This window comes from Enterobacter cloacae complex sp. 309I3 (assembly GCF_050031595.1).
Classification (GTDB): domain Bacteria; phylum Pseudomonadota; class Gammaproteobacteria; order Enterobacterales; family Enterobacteriaceae; genus Enterobacter; species Enterobacter cloacae.
Genome location: NZ_JBLGWI010000001.1, coordinates 606,403 through 622,418 on the forward strand (window position 1 = coordinate 606,403; position 16,016 = coordinate 622,418).

The 16,016-nt window shown below is 58.4% G+C and carries 19 protein-coding genes; 13 read left to right on the plus strand and 6 right to left on the minus strand.

Annotated elements, in window-relative coordinates:
- The first annotated feature begins 30 nt into the window (after nt 1-30).
- Both ACQG22_RS02855 and ACQG22_RS02860 read left to right on the plus strand, forming a co-directional pair.
- Nucleotides 31-627, plus strand: coding sequence for an ATP-dependent Clp protease proteolytic subunit (locus ACQG22_RS02855; protein ID WP_013095419.1), 597 nt, complete (start codon nt 31-33; stop codon nt 625-627).
- A 136-nt stretch (nt 628-763) separates the two neighbouring features.
- Nucleotides 764-1,885 carry a cupin domain-containing protein gene (locus ACQG22_RS02860; protein WP_045902490.1) on the plus strand — a complete coding sequence of 374 codons (1,122 nt, stop codon included), beginning with the start codon at nt 764-766 and terminating at the stop codon, nt 1,883-1,885.
- Between the two features lie 61 nt (nt 1,886-1,946).
- On the opposite strand, the gene ACQG22_RS02865 is transcribed toward ACQG22_RS02860, so the two are convergent.
- Entirely contained in the window at nt 1,947-3,365 is a 1,419-nt protein-coding gene (locus tag ACQG22_RS02865; RefSeq protein ID WP_369706829.1) for a PLP-dependent aminotransferase family protein, read from the minus strand.
- A 176-nt stretch (nt 3,366-3,541) separates the two neighbouring features.
- On the opposite strand from ACQG22_RS02865, the gene ACQG22_RS02870 reads away from it, so the two are divergent.
- The gene (locus tag ACQG22_RS02870; RefSeq protein WP_020687816.1) at nt 3,542-3,703 is read left to right on the plus strand and encodes a DUF1127 domain-containing protein; all 162 of its coding nucleotides are present in this window, start codon (nt 3,542-3,544) and stop codon (nt 3,701-3,703) included.
- A gap of 86 nt (nt 3,704-3,789) precedes the next feature.
- On the opposite strand, the gene ACQG22_RS02875 is transcribed toward ACQG22_RS02870, so the two are convergent.
- Nucleotides 3,790-5,178 (minus strand): PLP-dependent aminotransferase family protein, encoded by a 1,389-nt coding sequence (locus tag ACQG22_RS02875; RefSeq protein WP_047023206.1) that lies wholly within the window; start codon nt 5,176-5,178, stop codon nt 3,790-3,792.
- A gap of 102 nt (nt 5,179-5,280) precedes the next feature.
- Here ACQG22_RS02875 and ACQG22_RS02880 point away from each other — a divergent pair, with 102 nt between their 5' ends.
- A complete protein-coding gene (locus ACQG22_RS02880; RefSeq protein WP_013095424.1) occupies nt 5,281-5,760 on the plus strand; it encodes a carboxymuconolactone decarboxylase family protein in 480 nt (159 codons plus the stop codon).
- Here the strand turns inward: ACQG22_RS02880 and ACQG22_RS02885 are convergent.
- Nucleotides 5,747-6,649, minus strand: coding sequence for a LysR family transcriptional regulator (locus tag ACQG22_RS02885; RefSeq protein WP_336340416.1), 903 nt, complete (start codon nt 6,647-6,649; stop codon nt 5,747-5,749). The two genes, ACQG22_RS02880 and ACQG22_RS02885, sit on opposite strands and share 14 nt — an antisense overlap.
- A 100-nt stretch (nt 6,650-6,749) precedes the next feature.
- Here ACQG22_RS02885 and ACQG22_RS02890 point away from each other — a divergent pair, with 100 nt between their 5' ends.
- The 7 genes from ACQG22_RS02890 to ACQG22_RS02920 all read left to right on the plus strand — a co-directional run bounded on the left by ACQG22_RS02890 (nt 6,750) and on the right by ACQG22_RS02920 (nt 12,501).
- Nucleotides 6,750-8,165 carry an aldehyde dehydrogenase family protein gene (locus ACQG22_RS02890; RefSeq protein ID WP_246949233.1) on the plus strand — a complete coding sequence of 472 codons (1,416 nt, stop codon included), beginning with the start codon at nt 6,750-6,752 and terminating at the stop codon, nt 8,163-8,165.
- A gap of 151 nt (nt 8,166-8,316) precedes the next feature.
- On the plus strand, nt 8,317-8,640 hold the full coding sequence (locus ACQG22_RS02895) for an antibiotic biosynthesis monooxygenase family protein (RefSeq protein WP_023620659.1): 324 nt from the start codon (nt 8,317-8,319) through the stop codon (nt 8,638-8,640).
- On the plus strand, nt 8,633-9,031 hold the full coding sequence (locus ACQG22_RS02900) for a hypothetical protein (protein WP_058678940.1): 399 nt from the start codon (nt 8,633-8,635) through the stop codon (nt 9,029-9,031). Before ACQG22_RS02895 ends, ACQG22_RS02900 begins: the two co-directional genes overlap by 8 nt.
- Nucleotides 9,003-9,698 carry an ArsR/SmtB family transcription factor gene (locus tag ACQG22_RS02905; protein WP_038418621.1) on the plus strand — a complete coding sequence of 232 codons (696 nt, stop codon included), beginning with the start codon at nt 9,003-9,005 and terminating at the stop codon, nt 9,696-9,698. Before ACQG22_RS02900 ends, ACQG22_RS02905 begins: the two co-directional genes overlap by 29 nt.
- Before the next feature lie 202 nt (nt 9,699-9,900).
- Entirely contained in the window at nt 9,901-10,371 is a 471-nt protein-coding gene (locus ACQG22_RS02910; RefSeq protein ID WP_013095432.1) for a MarR family winged helix-turn-helix transcriptional regulator, read from the plus strand.
- On the plus strand, nt 10,368-11,435 hold the full coding sequence (locus ACQG22_RS02915; protein ID WP_086528209.1) for an HlyD family secretion protein: 1,068 nt from the start codon (nt 10,368-10,370) through the stop codon (nt 11,433-11,435). The genes ACQG22_RS02910 and ACQG22_RS02915 overlap by 4 nt, the downstream gene beginning before the upstream one ends.
- On the plus strand, nt 11,425-12,501 hold the full coding sequence (locus ACQG22_RS02920; RefSeq protein ID WP_038418624.1) for a DUF2955 domain-containing protein: 1,077 nt from the start codon (nt 11,425-11,427) through the stop codon (nt 12,499-12,501). Before ACQG22_RS02915 ends, ACQG22_RS02920 begins: the two co-directional genes overlap by 11 nt.
- Here ACQG22_RS02920 and ACQG22_RS02925 read toward each other — a convergent pair.
- Nucleotides 12,471-13,769, minus strand: coding sequence for a DUF445 domain-containing protein (locus ACQG22_RS02925; RefSeq protein ID WP_013095435.1), 1,299 nt, complete (start codon nt 13,767-13,769; stop codon nt 12,471-12,473). The two genes, ACQG22_RS02920 and ACQG22_RS02925, sit on opposite strands and share 31 nt — an antisense overlap.
- Before the next feature lie 169 nt (nt 13,770-13,938).
- Between ACQG22_RS02925 and ACQG22_RS02930 the strand changes: the two genes are divergently transcribed.
- Nucleotides 13,939-14,226: a BrnT family toxin gene (locus tag ACQG22_RS02930; RefSeq protein ID WP_023620650.1), complete on the plus strand. Its 288-nt coding sequence runs from the start codon at nt 13,939-13,941 to the stop codon at nt 14,224-14,226.
- Entirely contained in the window at nt 14,213-14,515 is a 303-nt protein-coding gene (locus tag ACQG22_RS02935; protein WP_336340417.1) for a BrnA antitoxin family protein, read from the plus strand. The genes ACQG22_RS02930 and ACQG22_RS02935 overlap by 14 nt, the downstream gene beginning before the upstream one ends.
- A 30-nt stretch (nt 14,516-14,545) precedes the next feature.
- Here ACQG22_RS02935 and ACQG22_RS02940 read toward each other — a convergent pair whose 3' ends face one another.
- The gene (locus ACQG22_RS02940) at nt 14,546-15,184 is read right to left on the minus strand and encodes a LysE family translocator (protein ID WP_194500792.1); all 639 of its coding nucleotides are present in this window, start codon (nt 15,182-15,184) and stop codon (nt 14,546-14,548) included.
- 48 nt (nt 15,185-15,232) lie between these two features.
- Nucleotides 15,233-15,976, minus strand: a complete 744-nt coding sequence (locus ACQG22_RS02945) for an AraC family transcriptional regulator (RefSeq protein WP_336340418.1) — start codon at nt 15,974-15,976, stop codon at nt 15,233-15,235.
- Between the last annotated feature and the right edge of the window lie 40 nt (nt 15,977-16,016).

The following is a 16,016-nucleotide window of genomic DNA, read 5'->3' on the forward strand; positions in this document are numbered from 1 at the left end:
TTTTAAGCGCTAAATGCTGAGGACATAACAATGCACTACACACTGAAAGACGGCGATAAGGATAAAGCGGAAGGGACACAGAGCGCACTGCAGCAGAAGCTGCTGGAATCCCGCTCGATTGTTATCTCCGGTGAAATCAACCAGGCGCTGGCAGAGAAAGTCATCACCCAGCTGATCCTGCTGCAAAGCGTGAGCAACGATCCGATCAAACTGTACATCAACAGCCAGGGCGGTCACGTGGAAGCCGGTGATACCATTCACGACTTCATCAAGTTCATCCGCCCGGATGTACACGTGATCGGTACCGGCTGGGTGGCGAGCGCCGGGATCACCATCTTCCTGGCGGCGAAAAAAGAGCATCGCTACTCGCTGCCAAACACCCGCTTTATGATCCACCAGCCGCTGGGCGGCGTGCGCGGTCAGGCGACGGATATTGAGATTGAAGCGCGCGAGATCATCCGCATGCTGGACCGCGTGAACAAGCTGATCGCTGATGCCACCGGCCAGCCGCTGGAAAAAGTGAAAAAAGACACCGACCGCAACTTCTGGATGTCTCCGGCCGAAGCGCTGGATTACGGCATTGTGGGTAAACTGATTACCCATTATGACGATCTGAAGCTGGATTAAGTTTTTAACGCCGCGTACGTGTCGGGTGGCGGCTACGCCTTACCCGACCTACGCGTGCTGGTTTGACCCATGACAAGTTCCCCCTCTGCCTTCTTGCCTATAATCGCGCCTGTTTCCCCTCTCACTGGTGCTATCCATGGCGTATCAACTGAACCTGAACTGGCCGGAATTTCTTGAGAAATACTGGCAAAAAAAACCCGTTGTGCTGAAAAATGCCTTCCCGAATTTTGTCGACCCGATTACCCCGGACGAGCTGGCTGGCCTGGCGATGGAGCCGGAGGTCGATAGCCGTCTGGTGAGCCATTTCAACGGCAAATGGCAGGCCAGCAATGGTCCGTTTGAGCACTTTGACGGCCTGGGTGAAACCGGCTGGTCGCTGCTGGCGCAGGCGGTGAACCACTGGCACATGCCGGCGGCGGAGCTGGTGCGCCCGTTCCGCGTGCTGCCGGACTGGCGTCTGGATGATCTCATGATCTCCTTCTCCGTGCCGGGCGGCGGCGTGGGCCCGCATATCGATCAGTACGATGTGTTCATCATTCAGGGGATGGGCAGCCGTCGCTGGCGCGTGGGTGACAAGCTGCCGATGCGTCAGTTCTGCCCACATCCGGCGCTGCTGCACGTGGATCCGTTTGAACCGATCATCGACGAAGATCTGGCGCCGGGCGATATTCTCTACATTCCACCAGGATTCCCGCACGACGGCTTCACCCATGAAACCGCGCTGAACTACTCTGTGGGTTTCCGGGGGCCAAACGGCCGCGATCTGATCAGCAGCTTTGCCGATTACGCGCTGGAAAACGATCTGGGCGGGGAGCATTACAGCGATCCGGATCTGACCTGCCGCGAACACCCTGGGCGCATTGAGCAGTACGAGCTCGATCGCATTCGCCAGATGATGATCGACATGATCGGTAAGCCGGATGATTTCACAAAATGGTTCGGCAGCTTTGTCTCCACGCCGCGTCACGAGCTGGATATCGCCGCCGCCGAGCCGCCGTATGCGCCCGATGAGGTGCTGGACGCGCTGCAGGGCGGAGAGAGATTGTCTCGCCTGAGCGGCCTGCGCGTGCTGAATATCAACGGCAGTTTCTTCATCAACAGCGAACAGCTCGAGACAGTCGACGCGAAGGCGGCGGACGCGCTGTGCCGCTACACTGAGCTGGGCCAGGCCGAGCTGGGCGATGCGCTGAACAACCCGGCGTTTGTCGAGGAGCTCACCGGGCTGATTAACCAGGGGTACTGGTACTTCGACGAGTAGTGCTGTACGGTTTTCTCCCTCTCCCTGTGGGAGAGGGCCGGGGTGAGGGCATCAGGCCGCACTAGCCCTCCTCCATCGCAATCACAATCGCTTCACCCATCTTCTTCAATGCCTCGCGATGCTTATCCGTCGGCGGTAATGCCACGTTAATCCGCAGGCAGTTGCGGTACTTTCCGGAGGCGGAAAACAGCGACCCGGCCGCGGCCTGGATCTTCAGGCGGCACAGCTGCTTGCTGACGCACACCATGTCGACCTTCTCCGGTAGCTCCACCCACAGCAAAAAACTGCCCTGCGGGCGCGTCACGCATATGTCTGCCGGAAAATATTGCCGTACCCAGCAGGTATAGGTTTCCATATTCTGCTGATAAATCTGGCGCATACGGCGCACGTGGCGATGATAATGGCCGTCGCGGATAAACGCCGCCACCGCCATCTGCGTGCCCGGCACGTTAAACCCGCCCGCGGCGTATTTCATGTGCATCACCCGGTCGTAGTAGCGTCCCGGCACAATCCAGCCGACGCGTAACCCCGGCGCCACGGTTTTGGTAAACGAACTGCAGAGGATCACGCGGCCATCAATATCCATGGAGTGAATGGTCCGCGGGCGCGGGTATTCCGCCGCCAGCTCGCCGTAGATATCATCCTCGACGATCACGATATCGTGCCGCTGGGCCAGGGCCAGCACCTGCTTCTTACGCGACTCCGGCATGATAAACCCAAGCGGATTATTGCAGTTGGGCACCAGGATGACCGCTTTGATGGGCCACTGCTCCAGCGCCAGCTCTAATGCCTCAATGCTGATCCCGGTTTGCGAATCGGTCGGAATTTCTATCGCCTTGATGTCAAACCCGCGCAGCATCTGCATGGTGCCGTGGAACGACGGCGACTCCACCGCCACAATGTCTCCTGGTTTACAGACTGACAGCAGGGCGATGGAGAGCGCGCCGTGGCAGCCGTTGGTGATCACAATCTCGTTCGCCGCCACGGTGGAGCCCCCGTCGAGCATCAGCCGGGCGATCTGCTCGCGCAGCTCAAGGCGGCCGTCGAGTACGTCATAGCTCAGCATTTCGGCGGGGTTGTGCTGTGCGATGCGGCTCATCTCACGCCACAAGGGCTTCAGGCTCGGCTGGTTAACGTCTGGCGAACCGCCGCCAAAGGAGATCATCTCTTTGTCGGCGCGGGCATCCAGCAGCATCATCACCTCATCCCACTGGGTGACGTCCACCGGGCGCTGCACCGGGCGCGTCATGGCCGGCACCGGTGGCTGGGCCTTGCGCTTAGACACAAAATAGCCGGAACGCGGCTGGGGGGTGATGAGCTGCAGGTTTTCGAGGATCTGATAGGCCTGCTGTATGGTGCTGATGCTCACGCCATGCTCCTGGCTCAGCGCGCGTACCGACGGCAGACGTTCACCGCTGCGATACAGCCCTTGTTCAATGCGTTCTGCCAGTAGATTGACCAGATGTTGGTAGCGCGTCATGCTGTATCCTTTGTTGTCACCATACAGATTACAAAACCAGTACAGATTGCCGCAAAAAACGGCATGCAGATACCGTTTTAGCGGATCTGTATGTTAAACAAAAGTTGTTTTTGAGTCTGTATTGCTAAAGCCGTTTTCCACGATCATAGCCCCACTGACACGGTGAGGAGAGCATCATGGAATTCTACGAAAATCGTTCAAAACGTCCGTTTATCGCGTTTGTGTGGGTAGCGAAAACGCTGCGTAACTGGTATCGCGTCAACCGTACCCGCCGCATTCTGAGCCAGATGAGCGACGAGCAGCTCAAGGACGTTGGATTGTCGCGGTATGATGTGTGAGACACGTCGCCGCCGGGTGGCGGCTGCGCCTTACCCGGCCTACTCGATCCCGTAGGCCCGGTAAGCGTAGCGCCACCGGGCGATGTTTAGCTCAACAGCGTAAGCGTCTGCCGCTTCGGTCTTTCCAGCAAATCCACCGCCTCCTGATATGACCGCACGTTGTTATAGCCCATCACCAGCCCGTAGCGTTTGCCCGACCCGCGATACCACTCTGAAAGGGCATTCACCTGCAGCTGCTGCGCTTGCCAGCAGCACGCCACCTCCCGATCGTTGCTGCCTTTCGCCAGAAACGCCACGATATGCATTCCGCCGTCGTTTTGCTCGGTGAAAAACAGATCGCCATATACCTCACGCAGGGCGGCAATCATCCACTCCCGGCGGGTCTGGTACAGCGCGCGCATCTTCTTGAGATGACGGAAAAAATGGCCCTCGTTGAGAAAGGTGGTGAGGATTTTTTGCGTCAATACCGGCTGGCCGCTGGCAACGATGTCCGCACAGTCGGTAAATGCCTCAACCGTGCTGGCGGGCATCACGATGTAGCCCATGCGTAAGGAGGGCATAATGGTTTTACTGAAAGTGCCCATAAAGATCACCCGATCATGGCGATCGAGGCTTTTCAGCGACGGCAGCACCTTGCGGGTATAGTGAAATTCTCCGTCGTAATCATCTTCAATAATCCACGCCCCGTTCTGGCTCGCCCAGTCGAGAAGCTGCTGTTTACGCGGCAGAGAGAGCGTTACCGCCAGGGGGCTTTGGTGAGAGGGCGTCACGATAGCAAAACGGGCGTCGCGGTGATGATGCAACAGATACTCCGTGTCGATGCCGCAGCGATCGACCGGCACGGTGTGCAGACGTGGCACAATCCGCTTAAGCAACTGCTGGCCCATGAAATAGCCCGGATCTTCAAACACCACTTTGTCGCTGCGGCTGGCGAGCGTATCGAGGATCAGGCGCAGACTGCCGCTGTAGCCGCTGGTGATCAACACCTGTTCGGCGGTACACGAGAGCCCGCGGGAGATATTCAGATAGCGGGCGATAGCCTGGCGCAGGGGATACCAGCCCAGCACCGGCGGGTTGAGCATCTCTTCCGGGCGCATCGAGCGCGTTGCCTGGCCTGCCAGCAGTAACCATTTTTTATAGGGGAAGCTGTCGAGGGAGGGAATGCCGGGGCGCAGAAAACCCGCTCGTTCACGCTGGCTGATAAGCGATGCCGGGAGTGTACCGGTGGTGTGATCCGCTGGAGCCGGCGTCGCGGGCAGCAAGAGATCGGGATTGACCCGCGTGCCGCGCGCGCCCTGGCTCACCAGGTACCCTTCGCCGATTAAAATAGCATACGCCGTTTCGACGGTTTTGCGCGCCACCTTGAGCTCTTCGGCCAGTACGCGAATGGCGGGCACCTTATCGCCAGGCTTCAGCACGCCGCGCGTAATGTTGTCGCGATAGCGAGTGTAAATGTCGTGATAGCCCGGCTTCATGTCCTACCTCATTTTATGGTTTTTGTATCTTTTTACTATGTCATGACCCGCGTAGATTGTCCTCATCGCATGACACATACCGTGTAAATAAGAGGAAAGACAATGAGCACTCGCGTAAACCACCATAAAGTCACTCCAGCCCTTGCCAACGCGCTGTCCGCCCTGAGCATGGAAGTGGCGAAAACCTCTATCGACCCGGCGCTGAAGCACCTGATCGACATTCGCGTTTCCCAGCTGAACGGCTGTACCTTCTGTCTGGATATGCACTCCAAAGAGGCCAAAATTGCCGGGGAGCGCGAACTGCGCCTTTACCACCTGGCGGCCTGGCGCGAATCTCCGCTGTTCAGCGCTCGCGAGAAAGCGGCGCTGGCCTTCGCCGAAGCGTTGACCCAGATTGGCGTTCACGGGGTGAGCGACGCGTTGTACCGCAGCGTGGCGGAACACTTTTCTGACGTGGAGATTTCAGAGCTGAACTTCGCCATCGTGGCGATCAACGCCTGGAACCGTTTAGGCATTACCTCGCGCATGGCCCCCGGCTCGCTGGACGCAGCTTACGGACTGAACAAGGCTAACCTGGAATAATCCCGCGCTCGCGGATCATCGCCACCAGCGCCCGCAACCCTGGCGGGACGTGGCGATGGCCTGGATAGTAAAGACGCAGCCCGGCAAACGGCTGCGTCCAGTCGTTTAACACGCTCACCAGTTCCCCGCTTTTCAGCTCATCACGGATATAGAGTTCCGGTAAAAAGCCAATCCCCAGCCCCGCTTTGACCGCGCGGATCGAGGCAAAAAGATCGGATGTCGCAAAACGCGGCGGCACGGCCAGCGCATACTGGACTCCCCGACGGGCCAGCTCCCAGCGGTAGATCCCACCGTGGGCCATGCGCATCCCGATCCCCTGATGCAACAGCAGATCCTCCGGCGTTTGCGGTATACCGTGGCGGGCAAAATAGTCCGGTGTGGCGGTCACGAGCTGGCGGATCTCTCCGGTCAGCGGTACGGCGATCATGTCCTGCGGCACTGCTTCTTCAAGGCGGATCCCGGCGTCGTAGCCTTCGGCGACGATATCGATCATTCGCGCCTCGCTCACCGTTTCCACGCGCATTTTCGGGTAGCGGATCATAAAGTCGATCAGCAGCTGGTCCAGAAACAGGGAGCCAATATTGTTCGGCACGTTCAGGCGCAGGGTGCCTGCGGGTTCACCGGTGTCGCTGTGGATCTCTTCCCCGGCCTGACGAATTTCCTGCAGCGCCGGACCGATGCGCGCCACATAACGCTGCCCGGCGTCGGTGAGCGCCACGCTGCGGGTAGTGCGGTTAAAAAGACGCGTCTCGAGGCGGCTCTCCAGCCCGGCGATGGCGTTACTCACCGCCGTGGCAGACATGCCCAGTTCCTGGGCGGCACCGCGAAAGCTGTCGCGTCGTACCACCGCCATCACCACTTCCAGCTCTGTCAAACCTGAACGATGCATAGATTATCCTGAAAATCGAAACAACCCTTGCAGCATAGCGTGGATTATCGCAACGAAGTAGTCGTGCCAGACTGTGTCCACACAGCCTGAGGAGGTTTATATGCACCACATCGAACAGATTTTTATCAACGGCGAATTTGTTACCCCGCACGGCACCGAGCGTTTTGATTTATACAACCCGGCGACGGAACAGGTCATAGGGCAGGTGCGTCTGGCAGATGAGGTCGACGCTGAACGCGCCATTGCGGCCGCCAAAGCGGCGTTTCCGGCGTGGTCGCAAACCACAAAACAGGAACGGATTGCTGCGTTAACACGTATGCATGCCGCTGTTGCCGCCCGTCAAGATCAACTGCTGGAGGCGATAATCGAAGAGTACGGCGCACCGGCTGCGCGCTCGGCGTGGATGGCCAGTTATCCGGCCGATGTCATTGCCCAGGCGATTGAGGCCCTGGAGGCGTTTGAATTTTCATTTTCAGCGGGGGCGGCATCGGTGCAGATGACGCCGCTAGGCGTAGCGGGCCTGATCACGCCGTGGAACAGCGATGCGGGGTTTATCTGCGGCAAACTGGCGGCGGCGCTCGCGGCGGGCTGCACGGCGGTGATCAAACCCAGTGAAATGAGCGCCCTGCAAACGCAGATCATCACCGAGGCGCTGCGTGATGCCGCATTGCCAGCGGGCGTGTTTAATATTATCACCGGGCGCGGTGAGACGGTGGGGGAGACTATTAGCCGCCACCCGGACGTGGCAAAAATCTCGTTTACGGGGTCGACGAATACTGGCAAAGCGATCCTGCGTAACGCGGCGGAGGGTTTTAAGCGCGTCACGCTGGAGTTAGGCGGTAAATCGCCGACGATTTTGCTGGATGATGTCGATCTTGCATGGGCGATCCCGCTGGTGATTCAGGCCGGGTTTATGAACAGCGGGCAGGCGTGCGTGGCCGGCACGCGTATTCTGGTGCCGCAGTCGCGCAAGGCCGAGATGGAAACCGCCCTGGCGCAGGCGGTGACGGCGGTGAAATCCGGCGACCCGCGCGAAAGCGCGACAGAGATTGGCCCGATGGTCAGCGAAAAGCAGTGGCTGCGGGTGCAGGGGTATATTCGCAAAGGGCTCGACGAAGGCGCGCGACTGCTGGCGGGCGGCGAAGGGCGACCGGACGGGACGCGGGACGGCTGGTTTGTGCGCCCGACGCTGTTTACTGATGTGAACAACCAGATGACCATCGCGCGTGAGGAAATTTTTGGCCCGGTGCTGTGCATTATTCCTTATCAGGACGAGGCGGAGGCTGTCGCGATTGCCAACGATACCGAGTACGGCCTGAGCGCGATGGTGCTGGGGCGTGACACCGGGCGTGCGCGTCGCGTGGCGCAGCAGATTGTTTCCGGGCGCGTGCTGGTAAACACCCTCGCGCATGAGCCAAAAGCCCCGTTTGGCGGGTTTAAACACTCCGGCGTGGGACGCGAGATGGGCGAATGGGGAATTGGAGCGTTTATGGAGCCGAAGTCGATTGTGGGTTAAACCCTGCCCGGTGGCGCTACGCTTACCGGGCCTACAAAAACCGTAGGCCGGATAAGCGCAGCGCCATCCGGCACAACACTTCGCTCCATACCGAAGCATCCTTGTCATCTGTCCTGCATTCTCTTCACACCATCACAACGGAGAGACCTTCATGATCGCAGTCATTTTCGAAGCTAAAGCCGCGCCGGCGCATCAGGCGCGCTACCTGCAGCTCGCGGCCGAACTTAAACCCCTGCTGGCGGATATTGACGGTTTTATCGATATCGAACGTTTCCAGAGCCTGACCACCGACGGCAAAATTCTCTCGCTCTCCTGGTGGCGGGACGAAGAGGCTATCCGCAACTGGAAGCAGAACGTTTTTCATCAGGCCGCGCAGGCCGAGGGGCGGGAGTCGATTTTTACGTACTACCGCATTCGGGTGGCACAGCTGGTGCGGGAATACAGCGCCGAAAACGGAGGGCACGCGGATGTATGATGTTCATGTGATTTTTAACGATATGCCGGGTGAACTGGCACGCTTTGGTCAGCTGTTGGGCAGTAAGGGGATTGGACTGGAAGGCGGTGGCGTATTCGGCGTTGAGGCGCATTTTCTGGTGGAAGACGGCGAAAAAGCCCGCCATGTTCTGCTTGAGGCCGGATTTAACCTGAAAGCGGTTCGTCAGCCCATCATCAGAAAACTGAGGCAGGAACGCCCCGGCGAACTGGGGGAGATAGCTGCTGCACTGGCGGCTCGCGGGGTGTCTATTCTTACCCAGTACAGCGACCACGCGAATCACCTTATTCTGCTGACGGATAATGATAAGCTGGCCGCAGCAATCACCGAACCCTGGGCAACCTATGTTAAAGACGAGCTTACCGCCAGATAACAGCGCAGCGCTGGAGCAGGCCATTGCCGCAGTAGCAGCCGCAATGGCCGATCCGTCGCGCGTGAAAATGCTTTGTGCGCTGATGGACGGGCGGGCGTGGACGGCCACCGAGCTGAGTGCGGCGGCGGATGTGGCGCCGTCTACCGCCAGCGGGCACCTTGCGCGACTGCTGGACGGAAAGCTCATTACCTGCCTGTCGCAGGGGCGCCATCGCTATTATCGCCTGGCAGGGCATGACGTAGCGGAGCTGGTGGAGCAGATGATGGGGCTGTCGTGGCACCGCATTTCTCCGCCGGAAACCAGCGCGCCAAAAGCCCTGCGTGAAGCCCGCACCTGCTACGACCATCTGGCGGGCGCGGTGGCGGTGCAGATCTACGATTTCATGCAGGCCGAAAGTTGGCTGGAGCCAGACGGTTCGGCACTGACCCTGTATGGCCGGGAGCAGTTTCTGAAACTCGGTATCCCGTTAAGCACCCATCCCCGGCGAAAGGCCTGTTGCGCCTGTCTGGACTGGAGCGAGCGGCGGTTTCATCTGGGCGGTGAAGCCGGTGCGGCGTTGCTCATGCATCTGGAAAGCAAGGGCTGGATCCAGCGGGTAGCGGGGTATCGGGAAGTGGTGCTTACGGCTTCGGGGAAGGGCGCCATTACCCGACATTTTAGCCGCTAAACTCCGCTGCGGGCTGTACCCTCACCCCAACCCTCTCCCTTAAGGGAGAGGGGGGCCTCCGTGCAGGCATTATTGTATGGGGAACCCTCAGCCCGCCGGGAGAGGGAGATATCCTTTCGCAATTCCTGCTCTTTCGCCTCGCGTTTCTTGATACTTACCCTGATAACTATTATCTTGACGACGTGTTTCGAGAGGTTCCCCCATGAGTGAAGAACAACTGTTTTGCCGCAGGCCGATGGGCATGCGGATGGCGATGATTGTGCGCCAGTGGCGCGCCGTTATTGACGACGCCATTCTCGATACCGGGTTAACCCAGTCGAGCTGGACGGTAATGATGCAGCTTCATCAACTGGGGGATAACGTCTCGGTGAGTGAGCTGGCGGAGGTGCAGGGCATTGAACTGCCGCCGCTGATGCGCACCCTGACACAGCTGGAAAAGCAGGGATACCTGCTGCGCACCGTATCGCCTTATGACAAGCGCATCCGGCTTCTGACGCTGACGCCTGAGGGAAAAGCCATCCTAAAAAGGCTCACCCAGGTGATTGAGACGTACCAGACGCGCGTATCGCAAAACATCGCGCCTGAGCATATCGAAATTTTCAGCGCCACCTTGAATCAAATCGCCTGCAATTTGCGGACAATCCGCGAAGAAGATAACAAGACCGAAAAATAATGACTCCTGAACAAAAGTTTGCCCGCTGGGTAAGGGTGAGTATTGCCTCTTTCCTGCTGATGTTTGTCTACTTTGTCGTCGCCGATATCTGGATCCCGCTGACGCCGGACTCCACCGTCATGCGCGTGGTGACGCCGGTTTCTCCGCGCGTCTCCGGGTATGTGTCGGCCGTGCACGTACACAACAACAGCCAGGTGAAGCGGGGCGACCTGCTGTTTGAGCTGGATGACACGCCGTTTCGCAATAAAGTGGAAGCGGCGCAAATCGCGCTTGAGCAGGCACGCCTGTCCAATGAACAGCTGGACGCGCAGATCGCCGCCGCCCAGGCCAGCCTGAAAACCGCCGTGCTGACCGCGCGTAACGACAAAGTGACCTTTGACCGCTACCAGAAGCTGAGCACGTTACAGAACGTCTCGCAGGCGGATCTGGATAAGGTCCGTACCACCTGGCAGAGCAGCGAGCAGTCCGTGAGCTCGATTCAGGCGAACATCCATAACCTGCGCATCCAGCGTGGCGAGCGGGAAGAGCACCGCAACGTGACGCTGCAAAAATACCGTAACGCGCTTGATGAGGCGGAGCTCAACCTCGGCTGGACGAAGGTTTACGCCCAGGCGAACGGCACGGTCAGCAACCTGCAGCTAAGCCCCGGGTTTTATGCCTCGTCCGGTTCGGCGGCGCTGGCGCTGGTGAATAATCAGACCGATATTGTGGCCGATTTTCGTGAGAAGAGTCTGCGCCATACCCATCAGGGGACCGATGCCGCCGTGGTATTTGACGCCTTTCCGGGACAGGTTTTCCGCGCCCACGTGACCAGCAGCGATGCGGGGATCCTTGCCGGACAGGAGGCGGTGAGCGGCGAACTGTCCGCGCCGGAAACCTCCAACCGTTGGGTGCGCGACGCTCAGCGAATGCGCATTCACGTGGCGCTGGATGAGACGCTGCCGAAACCGCTCCCGACCGGCGCTCGTGCCACCGTGCAGCTCTACAACAGCGAAGGGCCGTTTGCGCGCTTCTTCTCCGGGATGCAAATCCACCTGGTGAGCCTGCTCCACTATGTCTATTAGCACGCTGGCGCGGGTCTTTACCCCGCACGGCAACATCGTCTATACGGCCAATGACTTTCGCCAGACCCTGCGCATCGTCTTTGCCGGGATGATCGCGCTGAGTATTTCAAGTTTCTATAACACCAGCTACGGCGTGTTTTATGTGGTCTACCCCATCATGCTGCTGTCGCTGGTGCCGGTCTTTAACCGCCATGTGGCGAAGCAGTTTATCTTCAGCGCATCGCTAAACTGCGTCGAAATGGTGGTTATTATCGGCTATCTGTCCCAGTGGCCGGTGATCATGACGCTGGTAGTTTTTGCCCTGTATGTCATGCGTTTTCGCTTTATGAGTAAGGGGCCGCTGTTCCTGTTCGGGTCGATGGGCGTGGTGTGCCAGAGCGTGATGCTCAACTTTATGAGCTATCCCACCACCGACTGGCACACGCTGCTGTTTTCCAACATTGAAGCGAGTGTGATGGCGGTATGCCTGAGCGCGCTGATGAACTACCTCCTGCCGGACGTTGAGCCACGCAAGCCGCCGCCGCTGATCGAGAAAGATGATGCCCGCGTGCGGCACGAGTCTCTGCTCTCCGGCACCGTTGCGACGATGATTTTTGTCATCTTCCAGATAAGCGATTTAAGCGATTCGCTTTCGGCGCTGATGGCCGGTGTGTTGATTCTGTTCCCGATGCACTATCGCGGCGCGGTGATGAGCTCTATCTGGCGCGTGGCTGGCGTGGTGCTGGGCTGTCTCTATATTCTGGTGGTGCAGCTTATCCTCTACGATCACAGCAGCCACATGCTACTGATGATGCCGCTTATCGGCCTCGGGCTGGCGTTTGGTGCGCGTCTGCATGTGATGGAGAAGGTGGGAGCCGGCGTTGGGTTTGCCAGCATCACCACCATCGGGATTATGTTCGGTCAGAACATGCACCCGGACAGCGACCTGGTGTTCAGCGATCTCTACCGCATCACCTCGGTGACCTTTTCTCTGGTGGCGACGCTGACGATGGTGTTTCTGGTGCACTTGATCCTCAATCGCTTTGAGGCGACGCGCTACGTCATTGCACCACCCAAAACGGAGTAATGCGCAAGCACGGCGGGCAGTTGCGAGAGTAAAAACAGAATCAGGCCAATTGTCCCGCCCACCAGGGTGCCGTTGACGCGGATAAACTGCAGATCTTTGCCGATATTAAGCTCGATCTGGCGGGACATATCTTTGGCGTCCCAGCTTTTTACCGTGTCGCTGATATGACGGGTGAGAAACGCAGCGAAATCCGGTGCCACGCGGTGCGCCGCCTGCTCGAGGTGCTCATTGAGCGATGCCCGCAGGCTGTCGTCACCGAGCAGCGTTTCGCCAAACCACTGCCCGGCGTTGGCGATTCGCTGCTTCACGCGGGAATCCTCACGTTGCATATCCGCCTTCAGCCACTGGCGCAGGTCAGCCCACATCTCACCCAGATAGCGGTTAAACGCGTCGTCGTTCTTCAGGTAATGCTTGATGTTCTCTGCCTTTGCGGCCATCTCCGGATCGTTTTTCAGGTTGTCGATAAGCTTCAGCGTGGCGCGGTCGAACGCCTGGCGGATCTGGTGGGTACGGTCATGACTGACGTCGTCCAGCAGGGTATTCACCGCGTTTGACACCATCTCCGCGCTCTGATCGCCCAGCCACTCGGTGGGCAGCACCATCGCCTTGCGCGGATGCTCGGTTTTAAGCCAGTGGACGATCTGGTCTGAAATAAATTCCCGCGTGCTATCGCGTTGAATCAGGGTGATCAGGCGGTTGATGATGGCGTCCAGCAGTACCTGATGGCGGTTGTTTTTGGTCATGCTCTCCAGCATCACTGCGCTGGTTTCGGTGAAATCGACCTTATCGATGGCTTTATGCACCGCGCGTTTGAGCAGGCGCTGAATACGCCCGTCGTCGGTCAGCTCAAGAAAACCGCCCATCACCTGAATCAGATGCTGCCCGACACGCTGGGCATTGTCGGGCTTACTGAACCAGGTGCCAATCATCTGCGCCGGCTCATAACGGCGGATCAGCGCCACCAGCGACTGGGTGTCGAGAAACTTCTCCTGCACGAACTGGCCGAGATTATCGCCAATCCGGTCTTTATTGCGCGGGATAATCGCCGTATGGCGCGAGATAAACGGAATGGGCACCCGGCGAAACAGCGCGACGACCGCAAACCAGTCCGCCAGCGCGCCAACCATCGCCGCCTCGGCAATGGCCTTCACGCCGCGCACCCAGAAGGTTTGCGGCAGAAACAGGGTGGTGATAAACGCCGCGACGGCAATCAGCAGCAGCGACAGCGCCAGCAGCTTGGCGCGTTTGAGTTCAGCGATTTTTTCCATGGGTTAAGGATAGAGGGAGACGGGGGGAAAGTGCAAAGACGGGAGCGTTACACCATCTTCGCTTCTGGAATCCGCCTTCCGAAATTAAACACCGCTTTTGCTTAATGGGTTTAATCCTTGCGCAGTTTGTATATGCTTTTTTGTATATACAATCAGGGAAGGGTACACTATGCCAACGGAGTATGAGTGGGATAGCGATAAGGCGAAAAGTAACCAGCAAAAACATGGCATACGCTTTGAGGATGCGGTTCTGGTTTTCGACGATCCTTATCATTTGTCTGTTCAGGATCGCTATGAGAACGGTGAGTTTCGCTGGCAAACCATCGGCCTTGTGCAAGGCGTCATTGTTATCCTGGTCGCACATACGGTACGTTTCGAAAGCGGAGGCGAAATTATTCGTATCATTAGCGCACGTAAGGCGGACCGTAAAGAGAGGAACCGTTATGAGCATCGTTAAACATAAACGAGGTAGTTCGCCTGAGGTTAGCGCTCGTCGTGACGCTGAGCTAAAAGCATTAGCTGAAAAACCAGAAGCAGAAATCGATTACAGCGATATTCCTGCCACGAACGATAAACAGTGGTCCGGGGCGGTGCGAGGGAAGTTCTATCGGCCACTTAAAACGCAGGCATCTGTACGCATTGACGCCGACGTGATGGAGTGGCTGAAACGGCCTGGAAAGGGTTACCAGACGCGGCTAAATGCCATATTGCGTGAAGCGATGCTGCGCGATCAAAACAAAAAATAGACCACGGGCAGCGTTGGGCTGCCCCTTATTTCAGCTTATCAGCTCCAGCAGCCGCCACAGCACCCACCCGCCAAACCCCATCAGCACAACCCCTGCCGTGCGCTCAATCCACCACAGCGAACGGCTGAGCCTCTGTTGCACCGCGGGCAGCCCCATCAGCGACACCAGCGCCAGATCCCACACCAGCACCACCAGCACCATCCAGACGCCGCAGGTCGCCTGCTGAAGCAGCGTGACATTTGGCCCCAGCAGCGCCGTCATCAGCGCCAGATAGAACAGGGCGTTCTTTGGATTTAATAACGCCGAGCCAAGTCCCAGCAGGATCTGTTTACGCAGTGAGGGGAAGCGCTGGTGGGTTTCGTTCAGCGCCAGCGCTTGCGGGCGGCTGCGCACCAGATGCGAGCCGATCCACAGCAGATACAGCGCCCCGCAAAGCTCGATAAGGGTAAACAGCCACGTAAACTGGCGCAGCGCGCTCCAGCCAATAATCACCAGCAGGATATACAACCCGTTGCCCGCGGCGATGCCGAGGCACAGTCCGGCGCTGCCGCGGACCCGGTAGCGCGCCGCGTAGCCCACCAGCAGGAAGAAATCCGGGCCCGGGCTTAACAGGGCGACAAAATGCGCCAGCGCCAGAGCGAGAAAAGCGGAAGGGAATAACAGTTCCATAGCAACCTCTGTGTAAAAAACCGAGGTCAGACTACGGCGATGCAAACGCTATTTATTGTCCGATATTGATCGGCCCGTGGCGTACTGGCGCGGCGTGGCGGCGGTATAGCTCACAAAGGTCTTATGAAAATGGCTCTGATCGGCAAACCCGCTCTGGTAGCCGACATCGGCAATATCATCCCCGGCACGCAGCCGCGCTTTGGCGTATTCCACGCGGGAGATGTTGAGAAAGCTGCCCGGCGTCAGGCCAGTGTCCTGCCTGAAGGTGCGGATCAGCGTCTCTTTGCGCAGCGAGAAGCGGTGGGCAAGGTCGTCGAGTGACGGCGGGCTGGTTAAATCGGCAAGAAACGCCTGCTGGATGTGCTGGCTGGTTGTACGTAGTTCACCCGTGCGGCTGGCGCAGCGCGGAAGGGCAGAAATCAGCATGTTCAGGGAATTAGCCGACATGTTCTCAACAACGTTCTGGTAAAGAGCAAACAACGTGCTGTCGCGTATGACCTGTTCTGCCAGGGGATAATCCGTGTCGATATAGAGCATATGATAGCTGCGGGGCTGGCCCGCAACGGGGTTGCAGCTGTGCGGCACTTGCGCCGGGATCACGATGAGATCGCCGGGGTGGAGGATGTACTGCGTGTCATTGCACCGGCAGCAGGTCTGGCCTTCCACTATCGCGCCAATCGAGAGTTGAGGGTGACAATGACGTTTATACGCCACGGTACTCTGCCACGTGCTGCGCAGCTCAAGGCCCGGAAGGCGGTTAAAGGTCTGGCGGATGTGTCGGGTATGGGTCATAGGCGCTCCTGTCAGGAACATTTTTATACCATGCCCTGGC